The following is a 25,389-nucleotide window of genomic DNA, read 5'->3' as shown; positions in this document are numbered from 1 at the left end:
AACTGCAATGACCGGCGCACCGCGCCGTACGCCGATACTGAAGGGTGTGGTGCGCTACAACGCGATGATCATGCTTGTGATCCTGTTCGTCGTATCGAGCCTGATGTCCAGCGCGTTTCTCAGCTCCGGCAACCTGTTCAACCTGCTGCGCCAGCTCACGCCGATGCTGCTCGTGAGCCTCGGCATGCTGCTCGTTATCAACACCGGCGGCATCGATCTTTCGGTTGGCTCGATCGCCGCTGCCGGCGGTCTGCTGCTGCCCATGATCCTGCCGATGATGCCGACTCAGGGCGCGCTGGGTCTGCTGATCGCGGTGATGGGTGCGATTGCGCTCGGCGCGCTGTTCGGCGCGATGAACGGGGTGCTCGTCACGCTCTTCGGCCTTGCGCCGTTCATCGTGACACTGGCATTAATGACCGTGGCGCGCGGCTTCACGTTCATGATGTCGAACGGTCAGCCGGTTCCGCTGCCCGACGACATGGTAGCGTCCGACATCCTCAATGCCTTCGGCAGCGGCTCGATCGGCGGCATCAACGTGCCGTGGCCGGTATTGCTCGGCGCCGTGCTGATCGGCGTGTTCTATTTCGTGATGACCCGCACCACGTTCGGCCGCATGGTGATCGCCACCGGCAGCAACGAAACGGCCGTGCGCCTCGCGGGCATCTCGGAGAAGAAGTACAAGTTTCTCGTCTACGTGATTTCCGGCGCGATGAGCAGCCTCGCGGGCATCGTCTACACGTCGCGGACCGGCGTGGGCGTGCCAGTGACCGGTATCGGCCTCGAACTGGACGCGATTGCTGCCTGCGTGATCGGCGGCGCTCTCCTTTCCGGTGGCCGGGGCACGGTCATCAATACGGTGATTGGCGTGCTGGTGCTCGGATTGATCGGCAACGTGATGAACCTGCTGAGCGTGCCGGTGTATCCGCAACAGATCATCAAAGGTTCGATCATCATCTTCGCCGTGCTGATGCAGCGGCTTGGCCAGCGCGCATAATGCTCGCGCCTCACGCAAACCGAATCGGGAAACCAGATGAGCTTGAGCAATAATCCGCTCGTAATGATCACCGGCGCGAGCGCGGGTATCGGCGCCACCACGGCGGCGATGTTTTCGAACGCGGGCTATCCGCTGCTGCTGCTGTCGCGCCGCGTGTCTTTGATGGAAGAGCTCGGCTTGCCCGATTGCGTGTGCGTGGCCGCCGACGTGCGGGACCGCGAGGCGGTCGGCGCGGCGATCGGGCAGGCCGAAGCCCGCTTCGGTCCAGTGGACTGTCTGATCAATAACGCCGGTGTCTCGCGGCTTTCGCGGCTCGAAGAGCAGGACCCGGAGCAATGGCGTGACCTGATCGACATCAACTGCGTGGGCGTTCTGAACTGCATGCATGCCGTGATGCCCGCGATGAAAGCACGCCGCCACGGCACCATCATCAATGTTTCGTCGATGGCGGGGCGTAAGGTCTATCCGCATCACGACGTCTACGGCGGCACTAAACACTTCGTTCACGCGATCACCGAAGGCGCGCGTCAGACACTGTCGCAGTTCGACGTGCGTGCCATGACCATCTCGCCGGGTGTGACGAAATCGGATATCGAGCAGACCATCACCAACCCGAACGCGTTCGAGTTCTGGTCGAAGGGTCGCGACGCGATGGACGGCGGACTGGACGCGGACGTTGTCGCGCGAACCATGCTCTATGCCTACGAATTGCCGCAAAGCGTGAATCTGCTGGAAATGAGCATCACGGCGACACGCCAGGAATTCTGACATCTCACTTGAATCAGGTCGTTTCATGACATCCACGAATCAGACGGCAGATGTGCCGCACGTGCTTCGCGCAAGCGAGCTTGCGCAGATGATCGACATTAGCGCGGTGCAGGCATTCCATACCGAGGCCGACGTGCAGGCAGTGGCTCGCAGCGCGCGCGAGGGCGGCTTTATCGCGGCGCATGCGTTGCCGCATTTCATGCCGCTGCTGCGCCGCCTGATTCCGGCGGACGGCCCGACGCGCGTCGGTGGGCCAGTGGGTTTTCCGTCGGGCGGACACGCCAGTGCAACGAAGGTGGTGGAAGCACGCACGCTAGTGTCGGAAGGTGCAGAAGAACTGGACATGATGATCAATGTCGGCCGCCTGAAGTCGGGTCATCTGCAATACGTGACTGACGAGATTCGCGCCGTGGTCGAGGCGATCACGCCGGTTCCGCTCAAGGTGATCCTCGAAATCTCGTATCTGACGGACGACGAAATCCGGCGTGGCTGCGACTGCGTGATCGCGGCGGGAGCGGCCTTCGTCAAGACAGCCACGGGCTGGACGCCACCGGGCACGACCGTCGAACGCGTTGCACTGATTTGCGATGCAGTACGCGGGCGCGTGCAGGTGAAGGCGTCCGGCGGCATCCGCGATCTACAGACGATCGCCGCGATGATCGATCTGGGCGTCTCGCGCTTTGGCATCAATACTCAGGTCGCGCTCGACCTCGTGCAGCAATGCGAAGCATTGCCGCAAGGCGGCTTGCAGATCGCGTCCAGCCGCGCTGATGCATGACACGTGCGCGGCTGAACCAACGTTGGACTTTTTCATTTTCGGATATCGTTCATGTCGAAGTCGGTGATAGCGTGTGATCTGGGCACCGGCAGTGCGAAGGTCGCGTTGTTCGGCGACGACGGCGCATGCATCTGCGAGTGCGTGGTGCCCTATGAGACGTTCTATCCGGGCCCGAAGCTCCACGAGCAACGCGTGTCCGACTGGTGGGGCGCAATCGTGTCGGGCATCCGCAACGTAATCGCGCAGGCGCCGGACGAGGAGATCGCAGCGATCGCGCTGTCGGGCCATAGCCTCGGCTGCGTGCCGCTCGACGCCGAAGGCGGCCTGCTCGCGACGCACGTGCCGATCTGGTCGGACGGCCGGGCCACGCAGGAAGCCGAGTCGTTCTTTCGCGAGTTCGACTACCGCACGTGGTACGCGCGCACCGGCAATGGTTTTCCCGCGCCGCTCTATCCGCTGTTCAAGGCGATGTGGCTGCGCACGCATCGGCCCGAGGTGTTCGCGGCGGCGAAAGTATTCGCCGGCACCAAAGACTACGTCAACTTCCGGCTGACAGGACGGCTCGTGACCGATCCGTCGTATGCGTCGGGATCGGGTGCCTACGATCTGCATCGCGGCGAATACTGCGAAGAGATCCTGCGCGCGGCGGGCTTGCGTCGCGCGCAATGGCCGGAAATCGTGGCTTCCACTGCCATAGTGGGCGAGGTGCTGCCCGACGTGGCGTCCTTGCTCGGCCTGCCGCCCGGCGTGAAGGTGGTCGCGGGGGGCGTCGACAACAGTTGCATGGCGCTGGGCGCGGCAACCTTCCGCGCGGGCGACGCCTATTGTTCGATGGGTTCGTCGAGCTGGCTGACCGTCTCGTCGCAGAAGCCCTTGATCGATCACGACGTCGTGCCGTACGTGTTCCAGCACGTCGTACCGGAAATGTTCATTTCGGCGACTTCAATTTTTTCGTCGGGCACGAGCATCAAGTGGGTGCTCGACACCTTGCTCGCGAACGTGCATTTGCAAGCCGGGCGCGACGGCCGCGATGGCGCAGCGGCGCTGGTCGATCTGGCCGCGACGGCGTCGGGCGGCGCGCATGGGTTGCTGTTCGTGCCGACGCTCGGCGGCGGCACCTCGTTCGAAGGTGGACCGGAAGTGCGCGGGGCCTTCGTGGGTGTCGATCTACAGCACGATGCGGCCGATGTCGCTCGCGCCACGCTTGAAGGTATCGCCATGGCGCTCGCTCAGGCGCTCGACGCATTGCGTGGCCTCACCGACATTCGCCCGCAGATGACGATTGTCGGCGGTGGCGCGAAAAGCGCGCTCCTACGCCAGATTCTCGCCGACTATTTCCGCTGCGCGATTGCCAAGACGTCGGTTGATCAGCAGGCAGCGGCACTCGGCGCGGCAGCGCTCGCCCTCGTCGGCATCGGGCAGTGGGCCGACTTTTCCGCTATCGAGCGTCTGCAAGCGGTGAGTGGGATCACGCAGCCCGATTCCGGCGTTGCGGCGCAATGCGAGGCCGCGAGGGAGGCGTTTCGCGAGGCCAGCGCCCAGCAGCGCGCGCTTGCGCCCCGGCTCGCGAAGCTGCGCGAGTCCCGCTTCGCCACATGCTGATATGCCGACACCTCATTTGCCGTTGAACCCACCAGGCGAATTACCATGACTATCAGGCACAACGCTCAATACGATTTCCACGACACGATCGTCGTTGTCACTGGCGCGGCCACCGGCATTGGACGCGCCGTTGCCGAAGCCTTTGCCGCTGCAGGCGCGACGCTCGCGCTGCTGGACCGTTCACCGTCAGTCACCGATTTCGCCGCCGGGCTCGGCGTGGCGCATCGCGCCTGGGTCGTGGATATTAGCGACGCCGAAGCGGTCGAGGAAAGCGCGGCGGCCGTGCTCGCCACGCTCGGCCGCGCCGATGTCCTCGTCAACAACGCGGGCATCGGACCGCTGGCGCCCGCCGAAGACTTTCCCATCGACACGTGGGACCGCACCATGGCGATCAATCTGCGCGGCGCGTTTCTCGTGGCGCGAGCATTCGCGCCCGATATGCTGGCACGCGGGCGCGGGCGTGTCGTCAACATGGCGTCGCAGGCCGCGGTGCTCGGCATCGAAGGGCATCTAGCCTATTGCACCAGCAAGGCGGGGCTGCTCGGCATGACCAACTGCATGGCCCTCGAATGGGGTCCGCGCGGCATCACGGTCAATGCCATTTCGCCGACTGTGGTCGAGACCGAGTTGGGGCTGAGCGGCTGGGCCGGTGAACGCGGCGACCGAGCGCGCGCCGCGATTCCCACGCGACGCTTTGCGAAGCCCGCTGAAATCGCTGCCGCCGTGATGTACGTGGCCAGTGCGGAAGCAGCCATGGTGAACGGCGCGAATCTGATGATCGACGGCGGCTATTCGATCGTCTGACACGCTGAGTTTCGATTCGCAGATCTAGAAACGCCGTCGCGGCTCACGACAGCCGATCCGCGATGTCATGACATCCGACAAGGAGACACGCATGCAGGACATCATCGATAGTTTTGGGTCACGCCTGTTCGAGTGCAAGCACGTCATCGTTTCCGGCGGTTCGAGCGGTATCGGGCTGGCGATCGCGCGGGGCTTCGCTGCTCTCGGCGCCCAGGTGATCGCAACCGGCACTTCGGCGGCCAAACTCGACTTGGCCAGCAGCGACCCGAGCAATGCAGGCATGCAGTTCGCCACGCTCGACGTGCGCGACCGAACCGCCGTGCAGCGCTTCATGGCGGCACAACCGCGTATCGACGTGCTGGTCAACGGTCAGGGCGTTGCCCGCCCGGACGAGGAATGGAGCGAGGAAACCTTTCTCGACGTGATGGACATCAACCTGTCGAGTGCCTTTCGCCTGACGATGGCAGCCTTGCCGAAGCTCGAATCGACGCGCGGCACGGTGGTGAACATCGCATCGATGCTGAGCTATCTCGCCGACGGCGCGGTGCCTGCGTACACGGCGAGCAAGACCGGCGTAGTCGGACTGACGCGTGCGCTGGCGCACCGCTTCGGCCCCTCCGGCGTTCGCGTGAATGCCGTCGCACCCGGCTATCACCGTACCGAGATGACCCGTCGGTTGTGGGAAGACCCGCAAACCGAGGCGAGCATCGCAGGTCGCTCCGCGCTCAAGCGCTGGGGCACCGCCGACGACCTGATCGGCGCCACGGTGTTTCTGTGTACGCCGGCCGCGACGTTCATTACGGGTGCGGTGCTGCCGGTCGACGGCGGCTATCACACGGGTTGAACGCGGGTTGAGCGCGGGGTGAAAACACATCGTTTTCACCCCGTGCCGGCTGCAATCCCTAGCCGGTTCGAATCGTTATCACAGGAGGAAGGTACGCATGGTCGAGCAGCACCGTGAATCGCCCAGTGGCGCATGGCAATGGAATCCGCAGGACGAACCGCGGCTGACATGGCGCGACGCTCCCATGCCGGAGGCGGGTCCGGATGAGGTTGTCGTCAGGAACCGGGCGGCTGGCCTGAATCCCGTGGACTGGAAGTTCATCGAGTGGGGCCCGGAGATCTGGTCGCCGGGGCAGATTCCGGGCGTGGACGGCGCCGGCGACGTGGTGCGGGTCGGCGCGAACGTGAACAGCGACTGGCTGGGTCAGCGCGTGGCGTATCACCAGTGGCTCGGCCGTGCCGGGAGTTTCGCGAGTCATACGGTCGTGCCGTTGCGCGCCCTGATGCGCGTGCCGCCGGGCATGACGTACGCGCAGGCGGCGGCACTGCCGTGTCCGGCACTCACGGCGTGGCAGGCGCTTCACAAAGTTCCCGCCGACGCCGGTCTGAGCGTGCTGATAACGGGCGCGGGCGGCGCGGTGGGTGCCGTGCTCGTGCAACTGGCCATTGCGCGTGGCTGGGAGGTCTCAGCCATGTGCAACCAACGTCACTGGGATCGGCTGGAGCGTCTAGGCGTGCAGGCGTTCATTGCACCGAACGCCGCTCAGTCGCTCACGCGCGCGCAACGCTTCGATGCCGTATTCGACACCATCAGCGGCGACCACGCGAACTCGCTGGCCGGTTGCGTTGCGGCCAATGGGCATCTGGTGTGCGTGCAGGATCGCGTGACGGCGCCGCCGCTGCCGCCTTTCACGACGTCGATCTCATTGCACGAGGTGGCGCTCAATTCGATGCACGTCGAGGGGACCGACGTGCAGTGGCGCCGCTTGAGCGCGGCGGGCGAGCGCATGATGGACGAGATGCTGCGCGGTGACCTGGAGCCGCTGCCGGTGCAAACCGGCCTGTTGACCGAATTGCCTACGTTGCTCGATGCCTTGCGCGAGCACAAAGGCGCTGGTCGCCCGGTCGCGTTGTGCGGATAAGCGCCCGCCACTAAGCGAAAAACGCGAGCGGTTCAGATCGTCCCGGCGGAACGGATTTCGGCTAGCCGTTTTTTCATATGCAGGACTTCCTGAGTGTGCTGGTCGCCTTTACGCAAGGCGACGCTGGTCGAGAGGATGTCGATAATCACCAGCGCCGCGAGGCGCGACGTGGTCGGCGTATAGACGTCTGTATTTTCCAGCGTCTCGGCGATCACCGTGACATCGGCGTAACGCGTGATCGGACTCTCCGAGCCCGTAATGACGATCACGCGTGCGCCACGTTCATGCGCGGTGCGGACCACTTCGACCAGCGAGCGCGTGGCGCCCGTATTCGAGATCGCCACGACCGCATCGCCCGGCTTGAGCATCGACGCCGCGATGAACTGCTGATGCGAGTCCTGATGCGCCACGCAAGGCACGCTGAATAGCGGGAACTTCTGTTGCGCGTCGAGCGCGACGATGCCCGAGGCGCCGAAGCCGAAGAATTCGATCCGGTTGGCCGAGTCGAGAACGTCGACCGCCCGGCGGATCGCGTCGAAGTCGAGCTTCTTGCGCGCCCAGTCGAGACTCGTGATCGTGTAGTCGAATATCTTGGTGGCGACCGTTTCCGGATCGTCGTTGCCGGTCAGTACGGAGTGTGCCGCCGGTGCGCCGAGTGCGAGACTCTGCACCACCCGGATCTTGAACTCGCGAAAGCCGCTGCAGCCAATCGTCGTGCAAAAGCGCAGCACGGTCGGCTCGCTGACTTCGGCGAGACGCGCGAGTTCGGCGAGGCTGAGCTCGGCGATCGAGGCGAGATTCGCGAGTATGTATTCCGCCACCTGACGGCTGCCGCGCCGCAAAGTAGGGCGGACGCGGTCGATCATTTCCAGGATGTTGTAATCGGCCACTGCATTCCTTCCGTAAAAGCGAAGCCGCCACGGCCGGCGCAGCTCGCATGGACCAGAAGCCAAAGTGTATCGGATGCGCGCGTGCGGGTGAGCGGCAACAGGCGGCGCACGACGCAAGACCGCACAACGCGCACCTGTCGCGCAACGATGTCAGCGTGACAGAACCTTGCCGGGATTGAGCAGGTTCGACGGATCGAGCGCCGCCTTGATGGCGCGCATTGCCGCGAGTTCGGCTGGCGTGCGCGACAACGCCAGCACCTTGAGCTTTTTCAGTCCGATGCCATGTTCTGCCGACACCGAACCGCCCATCTCGCCCGTCACGCCGTAGACGACCGCTTGCACTTCGGGCGCGGTGGTAGGCGGCCAGTCCGGTTCCTGCACGACGATGTGCAGATTGCCATCGCCGAGATGACCGTAGACCAGAATCGTAGCGTTCGGCCAGCGCTCGCGCAAACGCGCTTCGCAGCGCAGCGCAGCCTCGCCTACGTCGGTAATGGAGAAGCTCACGTCGAACGAGACGCGCCCAGGAATCAGACGTGGATACTCGCCGGGCGCGTCGCGAATGGCCCAGAACGCGGCCGCGTCCGCTTCCGACGAGGCGAGCGCGGCGTCGGCGATCACGCCGGTTTCGAGCATCTCGCCGAGAAAGTCTTCGAACGCCTCACTCTGTCGTTCGGGATCGGCGCCGCTGCTTTCGAGCAGCACGTAAAACGCATGGCGGCCTTCGAGCGGTGCTCGCAGTTCAGGAAGGCGCTGCAACACGAAATCGTAGTAGCCAGGCCACATCACTTCGAATGCCGATACGCCCGCGGGCAGACGCGACTGTGCTTCGCGCAGCAACGTGGTGACGCTGTCGTAGTCGGGCACGCCGCACCATGCCGTCGATACGGCTCGCGGTCGTGGCCGCAATCGCAATACCGCGCGCGTGATGACCGCGAGCGTTCCTTCGCTGCCGATCAGCAGATTGCGCAGGTCGTAGCCCGTGTTGTTCTTGATCATCTTGCGCAGACCGCCCACCACGCTGCCGTCGGCCAGCACGGCCTCCAGATCCAGCACCTGCTCGCGCATCATCCCGTACTTGATGACGCGATTGCCGCCCGCGTTGGTGGCGAGATTGCCACCAATCGTGCAACTGCCGCGCGCGCCGAGGTCGAGCGGAAACATGAATCCGGCGGATTCGGCGGCTTCCTGAACGGTCTGCAAAGGCGTACCCGCAAGCACGGTCATGGTCGCGCCAATGGTGTCGATGCTCTCGATCCCGCTCATCCGTTCGAGGCTCATCGCGACTTCGCCGCCCAGCATGCACGCGCCGCCCGCGAGTCCGGTCAGGCCGCCCTGGGTGACGACTGGCTGGGCGTAGCGATGGCAAATCTTCATGGCCGTGACCACGTGGTCGGTGTTGCGCGGACGGATCAGCACGACAGGGTCCGCGCTCGGCGTGCGGCTCCAGTCCGCATGCTTTCTGCCCGAAAATTCGTCGGGCAGGCTGACGATGTCGGCGCCCAGCGCGTCGCGCAGTGCACGTACGACATCGACGCCCGGCTCTGTGGAATGCGCGCAACCGGCGTCGTCGTGCATCTCGTCGTGCATCGTGTGTCTCCGGAATCGATCACCAGGTTTGGCCGGCTTCGTCGGCGACTGCGAAGAGCGCGTTGCGAGCCGTGTGCCAACCCTTGGCGTCTTGTTGGGATCATCTTGCAAACGATAGTAACACTATCATTGATGATGTGTAAATATTGGCTATTCTCGGGATAACCCGAGTAAATAGATGTATTTCTTCAATTAACGTTATTGAAGTTAACGTTTATACTGTCTCCAGACAAACCAGCATTGGAGGAGATTTTCATGAGATGGCCTGAACCACGCTCGTTCAACGTGAATCTGCAAACCGGTTTGATGGACGGCACCGGCACGCGTTATCAGAAGCGCCTCGCAGACCTCGACGGTCTCTACGCCGACGCGGAGAAGTTCAATGCGCTCGCCGCCGGGCACGGCGACGACATCGTCTACGACGTGACGGACCACCGGCCAAGCGACCGGCCCGGCGATCTGATTACGGGCGTCACGCGCATGAGTCCCGGCAAGGTGGGCGCCGAGTACTTCATGACACGCGGCCATATTCACGCGAATATCGACCGGCCGGAGTTGTACTTCGGACTGAAGGGAGATGGGCTGATGTTGATGGAGTCGCCCGACGGCGAGACGCGGATCGTGGAGATTCACGCCAATACCGCTTGCTACGTGCCGCCGCGGTGGATTCACCGCTCGGTGAACGTGGGCACGCAGGACTTCGTCATGCTGTTCTGCTATCCGGCCGACTCGGGGCAGGACTACGCGATCATCGAGCGATCGAACGGCATGCGTTTGCGTATCGTCGACGACGGCCAGGGGGGCTGGCGCAGCGAGGCCAACCCGGCCTATAGCGAGCGTTCGGCAGCGGATGTGGAAGCGCTCATTGCACGCACGAGCCGCACTGAAGGAGTGACGCCATGAGCTATCAGGCCGCGCACCGTCCCACTTTCTATTTCATCGGCGTGACCACTGCACAGAGTTCGATCATGCGCGTGTTCCCCGAGTGGGCCAAACATCTCGGGCTCGGTGACGTCGAGATGAAAGGCATCGACTTCAAGCCGCATTCGGCACCGCAGGCGTACCGCGAAGTCGTCGCGTTTTTGCGTAACGATCCGCTCTCGCTCGGCGCACTGGTGACGACGCACAAGATTGATCTGTATGCGGCCTGCCGCGATCTTTTCGATGAGATCGATCCGCATGCTGCAATGATGGGCGAGACAAGCTGCCTGTCCAAACGCGACGGCAAGTTCGTGTGTCATGCCAAAGATCCCATTACGTCCGGCCTCGCGCTCGACGGCTTTTTGCCGCCGGAGCATTTTTCCCGGACCGGTGCGCCAGTGTTTTCGATGGGCGCGGGCGGCTCGACCATCGCGCTGACCTGGCATCTGATGCAGGCAAGCCGGGGTGCAAACCGGCCTTCGCGCGTAATCGTATCGAACCGCTCGGCGGCGCGGCTCGAAGAAATCGAACGGATTCATCGAGAGATCGATTCGGGCGTGCCTTGCGAATACGTGGTCGCACCGCGCGCAGAGGACAACGACGCCGTGCTGGCGGGTCTGTCGCCCGGCACGCTCGTCATCAATGCCACGGGACTCGGCAAGGACGCGCCGGGCTCTCCGCTCAGCAGCGCAGCCGTGTTTCCGCGTGAGGCCATCGTGTGGGATCTCAACTATCGCGGCGAACTCGTATTCCTCGATCAGGCGCGCGCCCAGGAAAAGCAGCAGCAATTGCAGATCGAAGATGGTTGGACCTATTTCATCTATGGCTGGACGCGGGTGATCGCCGAGGTGTTTCACGTCGAGATTCCCTCGCACGGACACGCATTCGACGAGATCGGCCGGATCGCCGCGCAGGCTGGCAAGCCGGCAGTGGTGCGTTGAAACGCGCGCATCTCATTGGACACACTCGAAAGGCTGATCGATGTATCTGGACAAATTCAGAATGGATGGCAAGCTCGCCGTCGTCACCGGTGCGGCACGCGGCATCGGTCTCGCGGCGGTCGAGGCATTGGCCGAGGCGGGCGCGCGCGTGGTGCTGACCGATATGAACGCGGCGCTGCTCGATCAGACGCTCGACGCTTTGTCGACACGCGGCCTGAACGTGGAAGGCGAACAGCTGGACGTGACCGATCCATCCGCGGCGCAACGCGTGAACGACGCAGTCGTCGCGCGGCATGGTCGCGTGGATGTGCTCGTGAACAATGCAGGGATCGCGATCTCGAATCATCCTGCCGAAACCATGAGCGACGAAGTCTGGAACAAGGTGATCGACGTCAATTTGAACGGCGTGTTCCGGAGCTGCCGCGCGTTCGGCAAAGGCATGCTGGAACGCGGCGGCGGTAGCATCGTGAATGTCGGCTCCATGTCGGGTTTCGTGGTCAACCGGCCGCAGGAGCAGGCGAACTACAACGCTTCGAAGGCGGCCGTGCATCATCTGACGCGTTCGCTCGCTGCCGAATGGGGTGGCCGCGGCGTGCGCGTCAATGCGGTCGCGCCCACCTACATCGACACCGAAATGAACAAGTACGTGTACGAAAACGAAGAGATGCACCGGCACTGGGTTGGCGGCACGCCGATGAACCGGCTCGGACGAGTGGACGAGGTGGCTTCCGTGGTTCTCTTTCTTGCCAGTGACGCGGCGAGCCTCATGACCGGGTCGATCGTGCTCGCGGACGGCGGCTACGTATGCTGGTGAATCGCAGCGCGAACAGTCGCAGCGAGGCCGCCGAAAGCGGCCATGCGCCGGTTCGTGTGTCCGAAGAGCGCTTCGGGACAGATCTTGCGCATCAGTTGGCGAATCCCGCGAACCTGCCGGCGCACGGCGAAGTGCTGCTGTACTGGCTCGGTCAGGCGGGCTTCGTGATCGAATGCGCCGGCTTGCGGATGCTGATCGATCCGTATCTGTCGGACTCGCTGGCGGAAAAATATCGCGGCACCCGCTTTGCGCATGTGCGTCTGATGCCGGCCCCGCTCGAACCGTCCGGCCTCGACCGGCTGGATCTGGTGTTGTGCACGCATCGGCATACCGACCACATGGACCCCGGCACCTTGCAGCCGCTGGCGCAACGATTTTCGCAGTTGCGTTTCGTCGTGCCCGCCGCTTCGATCGACGAAGCCATCAAGCGCTGCGGCGTTGAAGCCGACCGCCTGATTCCCGTCGACGTGGACCAGCGCGTGCAAGTCGCCGACGATTGTTTCGTGATGCCTATCGCCTCCGCGCACGAGACACTCGACGCTGACGAACAGGGCCGGCATCCGTGGCTCGGCTATGTGATCGAAGTGGGAGGCGTGCGTCTCTATCATTCCGGAGACTGCGTGCCTTACGCGCAACTCGCGCAACGGGTGCAGAGGCTTCGACCGGATGTCGCGCTCCTGCCGGTGAATGGTCGCGACGAGGAGCGCAGCTGCAATGGCGTGCCCGGCAACTTCACGCTCGACGAAGCGCTCGCGCTGACGAAGGCGGCGCAAGTGCCCGCGATGATCGCGCATCACTACGGCCTGTTCGACTTCAATACCATCTCGCCGGACGCGATCGACGCGCGTATGCTCGACGAGCGCCGGCAAGGAAGCGCCTGCGCGCTGTTCCGGGCGCAGTTGCAGCGTGCGTGGCGGCTGCGTCGATAGCGCCGCGCAGCGTCACGATATGTCGGCACAACTCCAGGCATTCAATCATGCGAACTACGATGGAGACGTTCTATCTGGCAATCGACGTCGGCACCGGCAGCGTGCGCGCCGCCCTGGTCGATTCGCGCGGCACGATACGCAGCATGGCGGCGCGCGAGCACGAGCAGATCGTGGAGCGCTACGGCTGGTCGGAACAACGACCGGCCGACTGGTGGACCGGCGCCACCCATGCGATCCGCGAAGTGCTAGACAAGCTGCCTGGCGCAGCGGCGAAGATCGCCGCGATCTGCGCATGCGGACAGATGCATGGCTCGGTATTGATCGACGCCGACGGCGAACTCACGCTCAACACAGCGCCCCTCTGGAACGACAAGCGTACGCTGAGCCAGGTCGAGGCCTTCCGCGCGAGCCACGCGTCCAAAGCCTATCTGCCGCGCACCGCGAACCCGGCCACGCCAGCATGGTTCGGCTTTAAATTGCAGTGGCTCAAGCAGCATCGGCCCGACGCATACGAACGTGCCAGCACGCTGTTCATGCCGAAAGACTACGTCAATTTCCGGCTGACCGGCGAGCGAGCCTGCGACTGGACCGATGCCTCCACCAGTTTTCTGATGGACCCGGCGAGCCGCACATGGTCGCAAACCATGCTCGATATGCTCGGGCTCGATCGCCGCAAACTGCCGCGCATCGGCGCGCCGTCCGACGTGCTCGGCGCAGTGACCCGCGCGGCGGCGGCCGCCACAGGCCTACGCGAAGGCACGCCGGTGCTGGTCGGCGGTGGCGACTACCCCGTTTCGGTGCTCGGCTCGGGCGTATGCACTCCGGGGCTTGCCTCCGACATCACCGGCACTTCGTCGATCATCACGGTCATCGCCGACACGCCGATGCTGCATCCCGAAGTGTCGAACGTGGCGACGTGCGAGGGTCTGTGGGGACGCTTCATGCTGCTCGATTCGGGCGGCGATGCGGTACGCTGGGCGCGCCGCGCATTCCACGAAAACGCTTTGTCCTACGAGGCCGTCGCGCAGAAAGCGGCGAGCGCGCCGGTTGGCGCCGAGGGTCTGTTCTTCCTGCCGTATCTTTCCGGTGAACGGCTCGGCGAGCATTCGAACTCGCGCGCGCAGTTCTTCGGGATCGCCGCGAAGCATGGTCTGGCTCATCTGCATCGCGCCGTGCTCGAAGGTGTCGCGTTTGGTGTGCGACGGCATATCTCGCTGCTGCAATCGCCCGGAGTGCGTATAGAGCGGCTGGTGGCCGCGAGCGGCGGCGCAAAAGCGTCGTTGTGGCTCGACATCAAGGCCAGCATGTATCGCACGCCGATTCTCGTGCCGGCGGAAGTGGAGTGCGGCGTGATGGGCTGTGCCATTCTGGCCGCGAGCGCGCACGGGCAGTTCGCTAACCTCGCCGATGCAGTCGGCGCGTTTGCGCGCTTCGAGCGCGAAGTGCAGCCGGACCCTTACGCGAGCGACATCTATGACCTTATGATGCCAATATTCGATCGTCTGTATCTGCATTCGCAGCAGTTCTACGATGACCTCGACCAACTCTCTTCAAGCGATTGATTCATGACTGTGACACGGGGTTTCAAGGCTGTCCTCTGGGACATGGACGGCACACTCGCCGACAGCGAGCCACTGCATCTGCGCACGCTCATCACGGCGTTGGCGCACCACGGCGTCGAAGCGGGCGACGAACTGCATCCGCTGATTTTCGGCAAGACCGGGCGCGAGGTGCATGCGCTGGTGTCGGAACGCTTCGGTATCGAGATCGAATTCGAAGCATGGTCGATGTTCCGGGCTCGCGCCTATCTGGCGGCGGCGCCGTCGATCGCAGCCCGGCCGGGGGCACTCGAAGTCTATCGGGCCGTGCGCGCAGCGGGCGTCGCGCAGGCCGTGGTGTCGAACGCGTCGCGCATGTTGCTCGAAGCGAATCTTGCGGCGCTCGATCTGCAGGAGCCGCAATTAGTGACTGTCAGCGCGAACGACGTACGAATGGGCAAGCCTGATCCCGAACCGTACTTGCGCGCCGCGTGGCTGCTGCGGCTCGAACCGCGCGAGGCCATCGTGGTGGAAGACAGCCCGACCGGAGCGCGCGCGGCCGTCGCGGCCGGTATGCGGGTGTTGGGGTGGCCACTGGACGACGCCGCCGCGAGCGCATTTCCAGACAGCGTACGCATCGTGCACGCGGCATCCGAACTGGCGCATGCGCTGGGCGTCGAGCCGGCGGAGTGGTGCGCGTCGGCCGAGGCCATACAGTCGGCGGCGAACTAGGCCGCGTTAGCGGGCGACATCCACCACGATTTTTCCCGCGCTCGCGCCTTCACGCAAATCCCTCAAGGCTTGCGGGACTTCGTTCAGCGCAATCGCTCTGTCAATCATCGGATCGAGCCTGCCTTGCTCGACCATGCTGAGCAAAGTCTGCAACATCTGCGGGAAATCCCGCTGGGTCGGCAGGTGGCCGCACGCATACGCGCCGCCGAGAGCCACTTCATGGATCGAAGCCGCATAGGTGTAGGGCGGCACGTCTGCGAGATTCGGCATTGGGTCGATACATAGCAACTGCCCGTTATAGCGGATCAGGTCCAGCGACTTTCTTGCGTCACCCGGATTCGCGACCTCGAGCATGACGTCCACGCCGTAGTGGTCGGTCAACTCGTGAATGCGCTCCCGCAGCGCTCTATCGTGGCGGTCGAATACGAAGTCGGCGCCGAGTGTGCGGACCCGGTCGAATAGCGCCGGTCTCGCGAGCGCGATTACGCGGGCGCCCAAAGACTTTGCTATCTGAACGGCGAATCCGCCGACTGCGCCGCCTGCGCCCTGGATCAGCACCGTTTCTCCGACCGTCACGCGCGCTTTGCGCACCAATGCCTGAAATGCAGTCATCGCGGCGCAGGGCAGGGCGGCAGCCGCGCCAAAGTCGACGCTGTCGGGAATTCGGGCCAGCACATGCTCCGGTGCGACGGCGTATTCGGCGAACACGCCGTCGCGGGCGAGATTGCCGTGCCATGCGACCCGATCGCCGACGCGCCAGTGATCCGCATCTTCGCCCACGGCATCGACGACACCCGCGCCGTCCAGTCCGAGAATGCGCGGCGGCGTCATCCACGGCGCGACGCCGCAGGCCAGTTTCCAGTCCACCGGATTCAGCGACGCCGCGTGGATCGTTACTCTCACTTCCTTGCGGCCGGGTTGGGGCACGGTGCGCTCGCGCATATGAACGCCGTCCAGCGCGTTGCTGACGGCCTCGCAAACAATGGCTCTCATACGTGTCGTGTTCGATTGGTTTGAATAACTTGCCCGACCCGAACGCTCGTCACGCGGCATGGGTGATCGGCGCGTTTCGTGCGGGTTCGTCGGACCGGGTATTCGTATCGGGCTGGGCGGTTAAATGAGAGGAAAAATGAGCAGGCAAGGTTTCGCGCATCATCGGCGCAACGCCGCGGTCCGCGACGGCATACGTCGTGGCGACCGTATTGCCGCTAATGATGGTCGGCCACGACGACGTGTCGAACACGCGCAGCCCTTGGATGCCGCGCACGCTTAGATCGCTTTGCAGCACGGCCATGGGGTCGGTGTCCGCACCCATGCGCGCGGTGCCCACCGGATGGTAGACCGTTTTGACGGTGCGTCGGCAGTGCTCCGCGAGTACGGCATCCGAGGCCGAAGAGGGATCGGTCACGGCGGATTCGTCCGGCAAGACGATACGATCCACAATCTCCGCGAGCGGTCCCGCGCGCATGATCTTCGCCGCGCGCCGAAGGCCCGCCACCGATAGCCGCAAGTCGTCCGCGTGATGCAGGTAGTTGGGATACACGATCGGCGAGGCGCGCGGATCGGCAGATTCGAGGCCGACGCGGCCACGGCTTTTTGGGCGCATCACGCAACTGTTCAGCGTGAAGCCATAGGTTGCTTTCGCGGAGGTCACGTCGGGGTCGAGGTACACCGAGGGCACGCAGAACATCTGGATCGACGCGTCGCCGGTTGGATCGTCGGGATTGAAAAACGCCCCGGCTTCGACCGCGTTCGAGGCCACCGGACCATTGCGACAAGCCAGATACTGCAAGCCGTTGCGAATTTGGTTCCAGCCGCGATCCTGCCTGAAATAGCCGTAGCGTCCGTTGCAGAACGCGACCACCGGCACCTCGTGATGGTCTTGCAGATTTTCGCCCACGCCCGGCAGATCGGCCACGACCGGAATATCCAGCCCGGCCAGCGTATTTGCCGCGCCGATGCCCAAGAGCATCAACAACTTTTGCGTCACGAGCGCGCCTGCCGTCAGAACGACCTCGCCCGCGAAAACCGTTTCGCGCTGCGAGCCGCGTTGAATCTCCACGCCTCTGGCGACACCGCGTTCGATCAGAATGCGCGTGACCTGCGTGTCGGTACGAATGGTCAGTCGCGGATCATTCATGACAGGTGCGAGGAACGCGTCCACGGCGCTGCAACGACGCCCCTGATGGGTCGTGGTCTGAAAGAAGCCCGTGCCGGTCTGCGTACCGCTGTTGAAATCGGCGTTAAAGGACAGGCCAATGCCTTGCGCGGCGAGCACGAAAGCGCGTGACACGTCGCTCAGATTCGCACCATCGGAAATTTTCAGCGGACCGTCGATGCCATGCGCCGCATTGTTGAAGGTGGCATTGCCTTCGAGACGCGTGAAGTGCGGCAGCAACCGTGGGTACCGCCAGGCTTCGTCGCCCGTAATGGCTGCCCATTCGTCGTAGTCGCGCGCCTGGCCGCGTATATACACCATGGCGTTGACCGAACTGCCGCCGCCGAGCACCTTGCCTTGCGGTATGTACGGCTGACGTCCGCCGAGGTGAGGATGTTCGGCGCTGCGATGGAAAGTCATGTAATCGCGATCCGACAGTAGCTTGACGAAGCCCGCCGGCATGTGGATGAGCGGGTTGCGATCGCGCGCGCCGGCCTCGATCAACAACACGCGTGCCCGATGGTCGCGCACGAGACGGCCAGCGCACAGGCAGCCCGCCGCACCCGCGCCGATCACGATGAAATCGTACTGGCTCGCTGCACTAGCCATGATTTTGCCTTCGCTGCGATTTTGCCATGTCTCACTCCTGATTTGATTCGGTGCTCTGTCTGCACTGTGCTCCTTGCTTGGCAGGCTTTTTGATGTAGTGTAACATTTCACATGTTAGATGTTGAAGTTAATCAGTATGACCGCCTGGCTACCGGCAGGCTTTTGGAACGAGGAGTTTTCGTATGAGCCGCGTCTTTGCGCCGATACAGCACACGCATCTGAGCGATCAGGTCTACAACGAGGTGCGGGACCGGATCCTCAGCCGCGTCATCAAGATCGATGAGCAGATCAACGTCGAAGAGGTGGCGGCGGAGTTGCAGGTGAGCCGGACGCCCGTCGTGGATGCCATCAAGCGTCTGTCCGCCGATGGTCTCGTGGAGGTGCGAGCGCGTCGCGGCACGTTCGTCAAAGGCATAACCGAGCACGACGCCGTCGAGATTTTCCAGATCCGCGAGGCGCTGGAGTTGTTCGCCGCGCACTTCGTGATCAAGGGTCCGGACAACGCAGCGGTGAGCGCGCAAATGCAGGCGCTGCTCGATGAAATGGGCGGCTTCATGTCCGATAGCGATTTCAGGGACTACGCCGCGTTTTCCATGGCCGACAAGGCGTTTCATTGCGCCATGATCGACGCCTGCAAGAATCAGCGGATGAGAGCGAGCTACGAAAACCTCAGCATTCATCTGCACATCATGCGCAGTTATTTCTTCAAGCCGCTCGATCCGCCAAAACGCGTGCACGCAGATCACGTGGAGATACTCGAAGCGATCGTCGCGAAAGACGTGGCAGCCGCGGAGCGCGGGATCAGAAAGCACCTTTCGTCGATCCGTGAAAAGATGATCGACAACATCCGCGTGAACGGCGGCGTGTTGTAGCGTCGTGCCTAAAGAGACGGCCCGATCCGGACACATCGACCCGATATCACTAAAGGAGACAGACGTGAATCAGGAGCAGTCCTCCATCTCGAGCCTAGCCGTCGGCACCTACACGCGCCGTATGCCTCATGTAGACGGCAAAGGCGAGGGCATCTATCTGCTCGACTTCGATGCCGCAACCGGACGGTTGCGCGAAGTCGCGATACAGAAGGCGTCGAATGCCTCGTATCTCACTCTGTCGGCGGACGGCAGCCGCCTTTACGCTGTCCGGGAAGTCGATCCCGCAGACGGACCAGGCATCGGTGTCTACGAACGCGATGCGTCGTCCGGTTCGCTCCGGTTATTGCACGAAACAGCAACACCGGGCGGCTGGCCGTGCCATGTCTTCGTGGACGCTGCGCGCTCCCTGCTGCTGGCCTCGAACTACATGAGCGGCGAAGTCATCGCATTCAGGCTCGACGCGGACGGCGTGCCCGCAGGCGAACCGGTCGTGCTGAGCCGTGAAGGCACCGGGCCGAACGCGCAGCGCCAGGAAGGACCGCATGCACATTGCGCAGTAGCGAGCCCCGATGGCCGCTACGTCTATCTGGCCGATCTTGGAACAGACGCCATCGTGCGTCATCTGCTGAGCTCGAATGGCGGTAGTGCGCTGCCTTGCGCGAACGCCGACTTGCAGCTGGACGCCGCGCCTGGGGCAGGCCCGCGTCACCTCGCATTCACGCCTTCCGGTGCGTATCTGCTTGCCAACTACGAATTGTCCAACACGGTCCGGCTCTATCGCACTGAAGGGGAGCGTGCGACGCTCGTGAGTGAGGTGTCGAGTCTGCCGGATGATTTCAAGGGCGAAAGCGGCGCCGCAGGCATGCGTCTGCATCCGTCCGGACGGTTCGTTTATGTCGGAAATCGCGGCCACGATTCGATATTTGGCGCACGTATCGACGAAGCAACGGGCACGCTGACGCCGATCGGCGCCTTCGATCTGGACGCCCGTACACCGCGCGACCTTGCCGTGTCGCCGGATGGCGCGTGGCTGCTTGCGGCATCGCAGGACGACGGCTTTATCCGCGTGTTTTCAGTCGATCAGCAAACGGGTGTGCTGACTTCGACAGGCTACGACTATCCGGTTCCTAGCCCCGTGTGTATCGAATTCGTCCGGGAACAGTGAAGCCATGACCGATATTCTTCCACGCAAGATCATGGTGACGGGCGCGGGTGGCAACCTCGGTCATAAAGTCGTTGAGGCGCTCGCACGCACGCAATGGTGCGAGCAGATTACCGGCATCGATCGCAGCAACGACGACACGAAGTTTTCAGACGTGGCGCGCCGCCGTCTGCGCATGATCGCCAGCGATCTGACCCACGCTGATGGCGAGTGGGTCGGAGCGCTCGGCGATGTGCACGCCGTGATCCATTTCGCCGCGTCGAACCCATTGCCGGATTCCACATGGCTGCAAGCCATGGCGTCGTACGATATGACGCTGAATCTGTTGATGGCCTGCACGCGCGCCGGGGTGAGCCGTTTCGTCTACGCCTCGTCGAATCATGCGATGGGCGCGTACAAGGACATGCCGCTCGCGGCGCAGTTAGGCGCGGGACGTTTGACGGCCGAACTCGCGCCTGCGCCCGGCACGAAGTGGCATGACGGCAAGCGCGAATTGCACTCGCTCGCCTACGGTACGTCGAAAGTGATGAGCGAGAAACTCTGCGCCTCGATGGTGGAATTGGCGCAGGGCAGGTTGAGCACGGTGTCGGTGCGGGTCGGTTGGGCGTTGACCGGCGAGAACGACCCGCGCGACATCACACACTCGGGCTCGCCCGCATCGACCTCCGACATGGCAGTGCTCGACGACGATGCGCGCCGTACGCTGCGCTGGTTTCGCAACATGTGGCTCTCCAATCGCGATCTCGGGCAGTTGTTCATCCAGTCGGTGCGAGCGCCGAGTGCTGCGTGGCCTTCGCAGTCGATCATCGTGAACGGAGTGTCGAACAATCGGGAGATGGACTGGGACCTCTCGGGCGCCATCGAGTGTCTGGGCTATCGTCCTGCGGACGACGTCTACGCACATGTCGAGCGGCTTTAACAGGACGATCCGCTGATGACCATCTCCAACATCGAAGACTTGCGGCAACAGGCGCGTCGCAAGTTGCCACGAATGTTCTTCGACTACCTCGATGGCGGCTCGTTTTCCGAGCGCACACTCGCGCGCAACACTGACGACTTCGATCAGTTCACGCTGGAGCAACGCGTGCTGGTCGATCTGTCCTCGCGCAGTCTCGCCACCGATTTTTTCGGCGCGCGCTATTCGATGCCCGCGATGCTCGCGCCTGTTGGATTTGCCGGTTCGTTCTGGCCCGACGGCGAAATTCGAGCGGCGGAAGCGGCGCGTGAGGCCGGCATTCCGATGTGCCTCTCCACCTTTTCTATCAATTCAATCGAGGAAGTGGGTGCGGTCATGCCGCATGGCCTTGCCATGCAACTCTATGTCTTCAAAAATCGCGATCTGGCGTCCGGGATCATCGAGCGTGCGTGGAAGGTCGGCGTCAGGACGCTGTTTCTGACGGCGGACACCAATGTGTCGTCGGTGCGCGAGCGTGACACGCGCAACGGTTTCCGAACGTCCTCATCGCTCAAACTCCGCACGGTGCTAGATGTGCTTTCGCGCCCGGCATGGTGCTGGCGCATGGGCTTGCACGGTCGTTTGCTGCTTGGCAACGTCAAGGATCAAGCGGACATGCCACGCGATCTGATGTCGCAGGCCGCGTATCTGTCCGCGAATGTCGATCCGAGCATGAATTGGTCCGATCTCGCGTGGCTGCGGCGGGAGTGGCCCGGCAAGCTCGTCGTCAAGGGCATCCTGTCGATCGATGACGCGGGCCGCGCGCTCGACGACGGCGTGGACGGCATCTGCGTATCCAATCATGGTGGCCGTCAACTCGACGGCGCGCGCTCGTCGATTTCCGTGTTGCCGGAGATCGCGCGCTTTGTCGCCGGACGCGCCGAAGTGCTGCTGGACAGCGGCGTACGACGCGGCAGTCATATCGTGAAAGCGATCGGCCTCGGTGCGGACGCGGTGCTGCTCGGGCGCGCGTACGCCTATGGCCTGGGCGCATCGGGCCGTAAAGGCGTGAGCCAGGCGATCGAACTCTTACGCAACGAAACAAGCCTCACACTCGCGCTGATGGGGATGTGCTCGATCAGTGAATTGAGAGCTAACCGAGCTTCTGTGCGCGAGCTTGAGGCGGTTCGCAATGAACTTGTTATCGCGAGTCGATCGACGGTTTGATGCAGTATCTTGCAGTGGGATATCACATACGATGTATGCGATCGAATTGTGGTTTCGCTAACCAGACGGAGCAATTCCATCGCAGAACCGCAATATCTTTTCCACTGTGCAGAGCGAAATAATGCAGCGCTTCTTCGCGGAATCGCTAGGTCATCTATCGTCATTCCAATTAATGCGGGGACGGACGAGCGGCACGCATTCCCGAACCAGTAAAAGGCGGGCCAGCGGTTCGATGCTAGTGGCGGCGTGCCTTGCCAGAGAGACGCTAGGAAGTACCTCGCTTGCGATTTTGCGGGCGAGCAACTTCAAGGAGGGGCCGCCGCGAGATTCGACGAGCGTCTTTAGACGATTTAACCCATCGCGGTAAATCCGTTTGTAGTGAATCGAAAGATCGGCTGCGTTACTTGTATTGGCGGGCATAAAGCGGCTGGACCACGTCGCGACGGAGCATGCATCTCGATCGTCGTGAACGGACATCGTGCCTATGTAGCCAGACACGGCGCTTGGGCCTTCGATGAGCGCCTAGCTATATCGCCGGCCGGCCTCGCTAAAGTCAAGCAGTCGCTCGACGATGACCGTGCCAGTCGCTATCGGCGAGCCGGCTGCGGCAGACAACATTTAGCCACACGGGCAGACTACCGAAGCCGGCGAAAATCGACCAGACGCGTGGGGCCGATGCGTTGATGGAAAGAGAAACGCCACTTCGGTCATTCTTTGAATTCTTCTTTCTGAGGCGGAACATCGCATGACAGCATATCGCGGCATATCCTCGGCGGCAGTTCGTTACGCTACTACGTGAAACTCGGGTAACACGTATGCGGCGATCTCTTCCAGCGCTTGCGCGACGGGCCGTTGGTTGCGGCGCAAATGCAGACCGATATGCTGAACCCCAGCCTCACGCATCGCTTGCAGTTCGGCAATCAAGCCATGGCGGCCGGTTGCCAGGCCGAAGCGATGTCGCTGCGCCGGTGCAGTAGGGGCGTCGAGCAGATCGAGATGGATAAAGCTTATATACGGCTTGTCACCAGCCACGCTACGCCAAAACGCACTTCGCTGGACATGGTCCTCGGGTGTGCCCGGGTAAGCGAGCCATCCGTCCAGATGTTGACCGACCCATTCCGGGCTCTGCTGCGCGAGGCCGGCCACCAGCAGCGGCACAGCTTGCTGCTGGGGACGTGGCAGCAACTGCACGCCGGGCGGTAATATCCCATTGCCCCAATTGCGTAGCAAGTCAATCTGCGCACGGAAGGTATGGCCGCGCTCCTCGAAGTCACGGCCGAAGATTGGGTATTCAATTGGGCGGTCGCCGCTTGCGACGCCTAGTAACAGGCGTCCGTCGCTCAGCCGGTCGATGGTGGCGGCCGATTTCATCGTCAGCATCGGCTCGCGTAGAGGCAGGACCACAGCGGCGGTGCCGAGCAAGATGTGGTCTGTGATACCAGCGAGATAGCCCAGATAGCTGAAGGCCTCGAATACCTGCCCAGCGTCGCCGAACTGCGGGTCGTATAACGGTACGTCGCGTATCCAGAGGGCGCGAAAGCCAAGGAGGTCTGCGAGCCGTGCAAGCGTGGCATGGCCGCACATGTTTGGCTCGCCAGGAGACCGACCGGCTTCGCGACGCTGGAGTTCGCCGGTAGGCGACCAGTCGTTGTCGAGCGGCAATTCCAAGCCGATGCTGAAGCCGTCGGCGATGAGTTTCTGCAAAGCGAGTGGCTTGTCGGGATGCGTCACGTTGGGTGTGTTTGTGTCAATTGTGGATGAGGGTGTGATGCCTGACGGATAACCCGCTTTGCTTTTCTCACTACACGGTGCTTAATGGCCGATCGGTGCCGGACCCTCGAATCGCGTCGCGATGCCGCTGCGTTTGTCCAGGACGCCGCTCCAGGTTGTGATCAAGAGCGACACGAGAACTACCAGCGCGCCGATCCATGTGGTGTTCATAATCCCAAGGTGCGTCACGATCAAACCACCCAGCCACGCAGCCGCAGCGATCCCAAGGTTGAACGCTGCGATGTTCAGGCCCGACGCCACGTCGACGGCCTGCGGCGTGAAGCGCTCGGCCTGTTTGACGACATAGACCTGCAAGCCCGGCACGTTGCCGAATGCGACTGCACCCCACAGCAACACGGTCAGCAAAGCCATCCACTTGACGTGCGCAGTGAACGTCAGAGCGAACAATACGACAGCCAGCAAGGCAAAGATAATTTGCAATGCCGCGATCGGCCCTTTCCGGTCGGCAAGCCTGCCGCCCCACAGATTGCCTGCCGCAACCGATACACCGTAGACCAGCATCACCCAGCCCACGGCACTGGCGCTGAAGCCCGAGACCTGTTGCAAGATAGGTGCTAGAAATGTGAACGGTATGAACGAGCCGCCGTAGCCTATCGCGGTCTTTGCGTACACCATGAGAAGCCGTGGTTGTGCGAGCACCATAGCCTGCTCCTTGAGCGAGGCGGGAGCGGTATGGCGGATGTTTCGCGGCACGAAAATCAGGCTGCCGACGAACGCGATCACGCCCAGCGCTGACACAGCGAGAAAGGTTTCGCGCCAGCCGAAATGCTGGCCGATAAAAGTGCCGAGAGGCACGCCGGTGACGAGCGCGACGGTCAGGCCGGTAAACATGATCGCGATCGCGCTGGCTGCCTTCTCTTTTGGCACGAGACTTGTGGCGATGGTAGAACCGATCGAGAAGAAAACACCGTGCGCCAGGCCGGTGAGGACGCGCGCGATGATCAGCGATTCGTAGTTCGGCGCTTTCCATGCGAGCAGGTTGCCAACTGTGAACAGCGCCATCAGGCCTAGCAACAGGGTCTTGCGCGGCAGTCGTCCAGTGAACGCGGTAAGTACTGGGGCGCCGACCGCGACGCCCAGCGCATACAAGCTGACCAGCAGGCCGGCCGAAGGTAGGTCGATCCCAAGATTGGCAGCAACAGTGGGAATGAGGCCGACAATGACAAACTCTGTCGTACCAATAGCGAAGGCGCTGAGGGTCAGCGCGAAAAGGGCAATAGGCATGGAACACTCCGTTTGAGTCCGGAACGGAGTGTGAACTCTCTATATTTGCGGAAAAACCCTGTTTGAAGTACATCATCCTTGATTTCAACGCAAGAATTCGTTAGTTACGCGGGCTTTGGCAGGTGGGCAGCTTGTCGTTTATTCCGGAAACGGAGCGTCGACACGAGCAACTGTCGCAAGGCTCGACTGCGCAATGCTTGCCGTGGTGGACGCTCACGCTGGCGA

23 protein-coding genes are annotated in these 25,389 nt (G+C 62.8%); 17 read left to right on the top strand and 6 right to left on the bottom strand.

Going from position 1 to position 25,389, the window contains the following annotated elements:
• Positions 1–7 precede the first annotated feature (7 nt).
• The 7 genes from P3T18_RS00335 (at position 8) to P3T18_RS00305 (ending at position 6,871) form a co-directional block, all read left to right on the top strand.
• Positions 8–994, top strand: a complete 987-nt coding sequence (locus tag P3T18_RS00335) for an ABC transporter permease (protein WP_429297917.1) — start codon at positions 8–10, stop codon at positions 992–994.
• A gap of 36 nt (positions 995–1,030) precedes the next feature.
• Positions 1,031–1,762, top strand: a complete 732-nt coding sequence (locus tag P3T18_RS00330; RefSeq protein ID WP_429297916.1) for an SDR family oxidoreductase — start codon at positions 1,031–1,033, stop codon at positions 1,760–1,762.
• A gap of 25 nt (positions 1,763–1,787) precedes the next feature.
• Positions 1,788–2,540: a deoxyribose-phosphate aldolase gene (deoC, locus tag P3T18_RS00325; protein ID WP_429297915.1), complete on the top strand. Its 753-nt coding sequence runs from the start codon at positions 1,788–1,790 to the stop codon at positions 2,538–2,540.
• A 51-nt stretch (positions 2,541–2,591) separates the two neighbouring features.
• A complete protein-coding gene (locus P3T18_RS00320) occupies positions 2,592–4,142 on the top strand; it encodes a xylulokinase (RefSeq protein WP_429297914.1) in 1,551 nt (516 codons plus the stop codon).
• A 45-nt stretch (positions 4,143–4,187) separates the two neighbouring features.
• Positions 4,188–4,946 (top strand): GolD/DthD family dehydrogenase, encoded by a 759-nt coding sequence (locus P3T18_RS00315; RefSeq protein WP_429297913.1) that lies wholly within the window; start codon positions 4,188–4,190, stop codon positions 4,944–4,946.
• 91 nt (positions 4,947–5,037) lie between these two features.
• Positions 5,038–5,790, top strand: coding sequence for an SDR family NAD(P)-dependent oxidoreductase (locus P3T18_RS00310; protein WP_429297912.1), 753 nt, complete (start codon positions 5,038–5,040; stop codon positions 5,788–5,790).
• 97 nt (positions 5,791–5,887) lie between these two features.
• The gene (locus P3T18_RS00305) at positions 5,888–6,871 is read left to right on the top strand and encodes a zinc-binding dehydrogenase (protein ID WP_429297911.1); all 984 of its coding nucleotides are present in this window, start codon (positions 5,888–5,890) and stop codon (positions 6,869–6,871) included.
• A gap of 32 nt (positions 6,872–6,903) precedes the next feature.
• Here P3T18_RS00305 and P3T18_RS00300 read toward each other — a convergent pair whose 3' ends face one another.
• The gene (locus tag P3T18_RS00300) at positions 6,904–7,761 is read right to left on the bottom strand and encodes an SIS domain-containing protein (RefSeq protein ID WP_429297910.1); all 858 of its coding nucleotides are present in this window, start codon (positions 7,759–7,761) and stop codon (positions 6,904–6,906) included.
• 150 nt (positions 7,762–7,911) lie between these two features.
• On the bottom strand, positions 7,912–9,351 hold the full coding sequence (locus tag P3T18_RS00295) for an FAD-binding oxidoreductase (protein WP_429297909.1): 1,440 nt from the start codon (positions 9,349–9,351) through the stop codon (positions 7,912–7,914).
• Between the two features lie 255 nt (positions 9,352–9,606).
• On the opposite strand from P3T18_RS00295, the gene P3T18_RS00290 reads away from it, so the two are divergent.
• The 6 genes from P3T18_RS00290 to P3T18_RS00265 are packed head-to-tail and all read left to right on the top strand — an operon-like array spanning position 9,607 to position 15,226.
• Complete coding sequence (locus P3T18_RS00290; protein WP_429297908.1) at positions 9,607–10,254, top strand: glucose-6-phosphate isomerase; 648 nt, start codon at positions 9,607–9,609, stop codon at positions 10,252–10,254.
• Complete coding sequence (locus P3T18_RS00285) at positions 10,251–11,213, top strand: shikimate dehydrogenase family protein (protein WP_429297907.1); 963 nt, start codon at positions 10,251–10,253, stop codon at positions 11,211–11,213. The genes P3T18_RS00290 and P3T18_RS00285 overlap by 4 nt, the downstream gene beginning before the upstream one ends.
• Positions 11,214–11,253: 40 nt before the next feature.
• Complete coding sequence (locus P3T18_RS00280; protein WP_429297906.1) at positions 11,254–12,027, top strand: SDR family NAD(P)-dependent oxidoreductase; 774 nt, start codon at positions 11,254–11,256, stop codon at positions 12,025–12,027.
• Positions 12,018–12,956 carry an MBL fold metallo-hydrolase gene (locus P3T18_RS00275; protein ID WP_429297905.1) on the top strand — a complete coding sequence of 313 codons (939 nt, stop codon included), beginning with the start codon at positions 12,018–12,020 and terminating at the stop codon, positions 12,954–12,956. Before P3T18_RS00280 ends, P3T18_RS00275 begins: the two co-directional genes overlap by 10 nt.
• Positions 12,957–13,003: 47 nt before the next feature.
• Positions 13,004–14,518, top strand: a complete 1,515-nt coding sequence (locus P3T18_RS00270) for a xylulokinase (RefSeq protein WP_429297904.1) — start codon at positions 13,004–13,006, stop codon at positions 14,516–14,518.
• 3 nt (positions 14,519–14,521) lie between these two features.
• Positions 14,522–15,226, top strand: a complete 705-nt coding sequence (locus P3T18_RS00265; protein ID WP_429297903.1) for an HAD family hydrolase — start codon at positions 14,522–14,524, stop codon at positions 15,224–15,226.
• A gap of 6 nt (positions 15,227–15,232) precedes the next feature.
• On the opposite strand, the gene P3T18_RS00260 is transcribed toward P3T18_RS00265, so the two are convergent.
• Both P3T18_RS00260 and P3T18_RS00255 read right to left on the bottom strand, forming a co-directional pair.
• Positions 15,233–16,219 carry an alcohol dehydrogenase catalytic domain-containing protein gene (locus tag P3T18_RS00260; RefSeq protein WP_429297902.1) on the bottom strand — a complete coding sequence of 329 codons (987 nt, stop codon included), beginning with the start codon at positions 16,217–16,219 and terminating at the stop codon, positions 15,233–15,235.
• 49 nt (positions 16,220–16,268) lie between these two features.
• A complete protein-coding gene (locus P3T18_RS00255; protein WP_429297901.1) occupies positions 16,269–17,993 on the bottom strand; it encodes a GMC family oxidoreductase in 1,725 nt (574 codons plus the stop codon).
• Between the two features lie 182 nt (positions 17,994–18,175).
• On the opposite strand from P3T18_RS00255, the gene P3T18_RS00250 reads away from it, so the two are divergent.
• The 4 genes from P3T18_RS00250 (at position 18,176) to P3T18_RS00235 (ending at position 22,149) form a co-directional block, all read left to right on the top strand.
• On the top strand, positions 18,176–18,865 hold the full coding sequence (locus P3T18_RS00250) for a GntR family transcriptional regulator (protein ID WP_429297900.1): 690 nt from the start codon (positions 18,176–18,178) through the stop codon (positions 18,863–18,865).
• 64 nt (positions 18,866–18,929) lie between these two features.
• The gene (locus P3T18_RS00245; protein WP_429297899.1) at positions 18,930–20,030 is read left to right on the top strand and encodes a lactonase family protein; all 1,101 of its coding nucleotides are present in this window, start codon (positions 18,930–18,932) and stop codon (positions 20,028–20,030) included.
• A gap of 4 nt (positions 20,031–20,034) precedes the next feature.
• On the top strand, positions 20,035–20,946 hold the full coding sequence (locus P3T18_RS00240; RefSeq protein WP_429297898.1) for an NAD-dependent epimerase/dehydratase family protein: 912 nt from the start codon (positions 20,035–20,037) through the stop codon (positions 20,944–20,946).
• Between the two features lie 15 nt (positions 20,947–20,961).
• Entirely contained in the window at positions 20,962–22,149 is a 1,188-nt protein-coding gene (locus P3T18_RS00235; protein ID WP_429297897.1) for an alpha-hydroxy acid oxidase, read from the top strand.
• A 783-nt stretch (positions 22,150–22,932) separates the two neighbouring features.
• Here P3T18_RS00235 and P3T18_RS00230 read toward each other — a convergent pair.
• Together P3T18_RS00230 and P3T18_RS00225 are read right to left on the bottom strand one after the other, a co-directional pair.
• Entirely contained in the window at positions 22,933–23,880 is a 948-nt protein-coding gene (locus P3T18_RS00230; RefSeq protein WP_429297896.1) for a TIGR03571 family LLM class oxidoreductase, read from the bottom strand.
• A gap of 81 nt (positions 23,881–23,961) precedes the next feature.
• Positions 23,962–25,164: an MFS transporter gene (locus P3T18_RS00225; protein WP_429297895.1), complete on the bottom strand. Its 1,203-nt coding sequence runs from the start codon at positions 25,162–25,164 to the stop codon at positions 23,962–23,964.
• Positions 25,165–25,389: the final 225 nt, after the last annotated feature.

It is taken from the genome of Paraburkholderia sp. GAS199, assembly GCF_050436585.1.
In the GTDB taxonomy this organism is placed as follows: domain Bacteria; phylum Pseudomonadota; class Gammaproteobacteria; order Burkholderiales; family Burkholderiaceae; genus Paraburkholderia.
The sequence above is the reverse complement of the archived record's forward strand: the minus strand, read 5'-3'. Positions and strand labels throughout refer to the sequence as shown.

Bases quoted from the DNA above. Each gene is read 5' to 3' on its own strand.
- P3T18_RS00285 (WP_429297907.1), top strand. From the start codon at position 10,251: ATGAGCTATCAGGCCGCGCACCGTCCCACTTTCTATTTCATCGGCGTG.
- P3T18_RS00265 (WP_429297903.1), top strand. From the start codon at position 14,522: ATGACTGTGACACGGGGTTTCAAGGCTGTCCTCTGGGACATGGACGGC.
- P3T18_RS00305 (WP_429297911.1), top strand. From the start codon at position 5,888: ATGGTCGAGCAGCACCGTGAATCGCCCAGTGGCGCATGGCAATGGAAT.
- P3T18_RS00335 (WP_429297917.1), top strand. From the start codon at position 8: ATGACCGGCGCACCGCGCCGTACGCCGATACTGAAGGGTGTGGTGCGC.
- P3T18_RS00290 (WP_429297908.1), top strand. From the start codon at position 9,607: ATGAGATGGCCTGAACCACGCTCGTTCAACGTGAATCTGCAAACCGGT.
- P3T18_RS00235 (WP_429297897.1), top strand. From the start codon at position 20,962: ATGACCATCTCCAACATCGAAGACTTGCGGCAACAGGCGCGTCGCAAG.
- P3T18_RS00330 (WP_429297916.1), top strand. From the start codon at position 1,031: ATGAGCTTGAGCAATAATCCGCTCGTAATGATCACCGGCGCGAGCGCG.
- deoC (WP_429297915.1), top strand. From the start codon at position 1,788: ATGACATCCACGAATCAGACGGCAGATGTGCCGCACGTGCTTCGCGCA.
- P3T18_RS00275 (WP_429297905.1), top strand. From the start codon at position 12,018: ATGCTGGTGAATCGCAGCGCGAACAGTCGCAGCGAGGCCGCCGAAAGC.
- P3T18_RS00255 (WP_429297901.1), bottom strand. From the start codon at position 17,993: ATGGCTAGTGCAGCGAGCCAGTACGATTTCATCGTGATCGGCGCGGGT.
- P3T18_RS00250 (WP_429297900.1), top strand. From the start codon at position 18,176: ATGAGCCGCGTCTTTGCGCCGATACAGCACACGCATCTGAGCGATCAG.
- P3T18_RS00310 (WP_429297912.1), top strand. From the start codon at position 5,038: ATGCAGGACATCATCGATAGTTTTGGGTCACGCCTGTTCGAGTGCAAG.
- P3T18_RS00240 (WP_429297898.1), top strand. From the start codon at position 20,035: ATGACCGATATTCTTCCACGCAAGATCATGGTGACGGGCGCGGGTGGC.
- P3T18_RS00315 (WP_429297913.1), top strand. From the start codon at position 4,188: ATGACTATCAGGCACAACGCTCAATACGATTTCCACGACACGATCGTC.
- P3T18_RS00280 (WP_429297906.1), top strand. From the start codon at position 11,254: ATGTATCTGGACAAATTCAGAATGGATGGCAAGCTCGCCGTCGTCACC.
- P3T18_RS00270 (WP_429297904.1), top strand. From the start codon at position 13,004: ATGCGAACTACGATGGAGACGTTCTATCTGGCAATCGACGTCGGCACC.
- P3T18_RS00320 (WP_429297914.1), top strand. From the start codon at position 2,592: ATGTCGAAGTCGGTGATAGCGTGTGATCTGGGCACCGGCAGTGCGAAG.
- P3T18_RS00225 (WP_429297895.1), bottom strand. From the start codon at position 25,164: ATGCCTATTGCCCTTTTCGCGCTGACCCTCAGCGCCTTCGCTATTGGT.
- P3T18_RS00260 (WP_429297902.1), bottom strand. From the start codon at position 16,219: ATGAGAGCCATTGTTTGCGAGGCCGTCAGCAACGCGCTGGACGGCGTT.
- P3T18_RS00295 (WP_429297909.1), bottom strand. From the start codon at position 9,351: ATGCACGACGAGATGCACGACGACGCCGGTTGCGCGCATTCCACAGAG.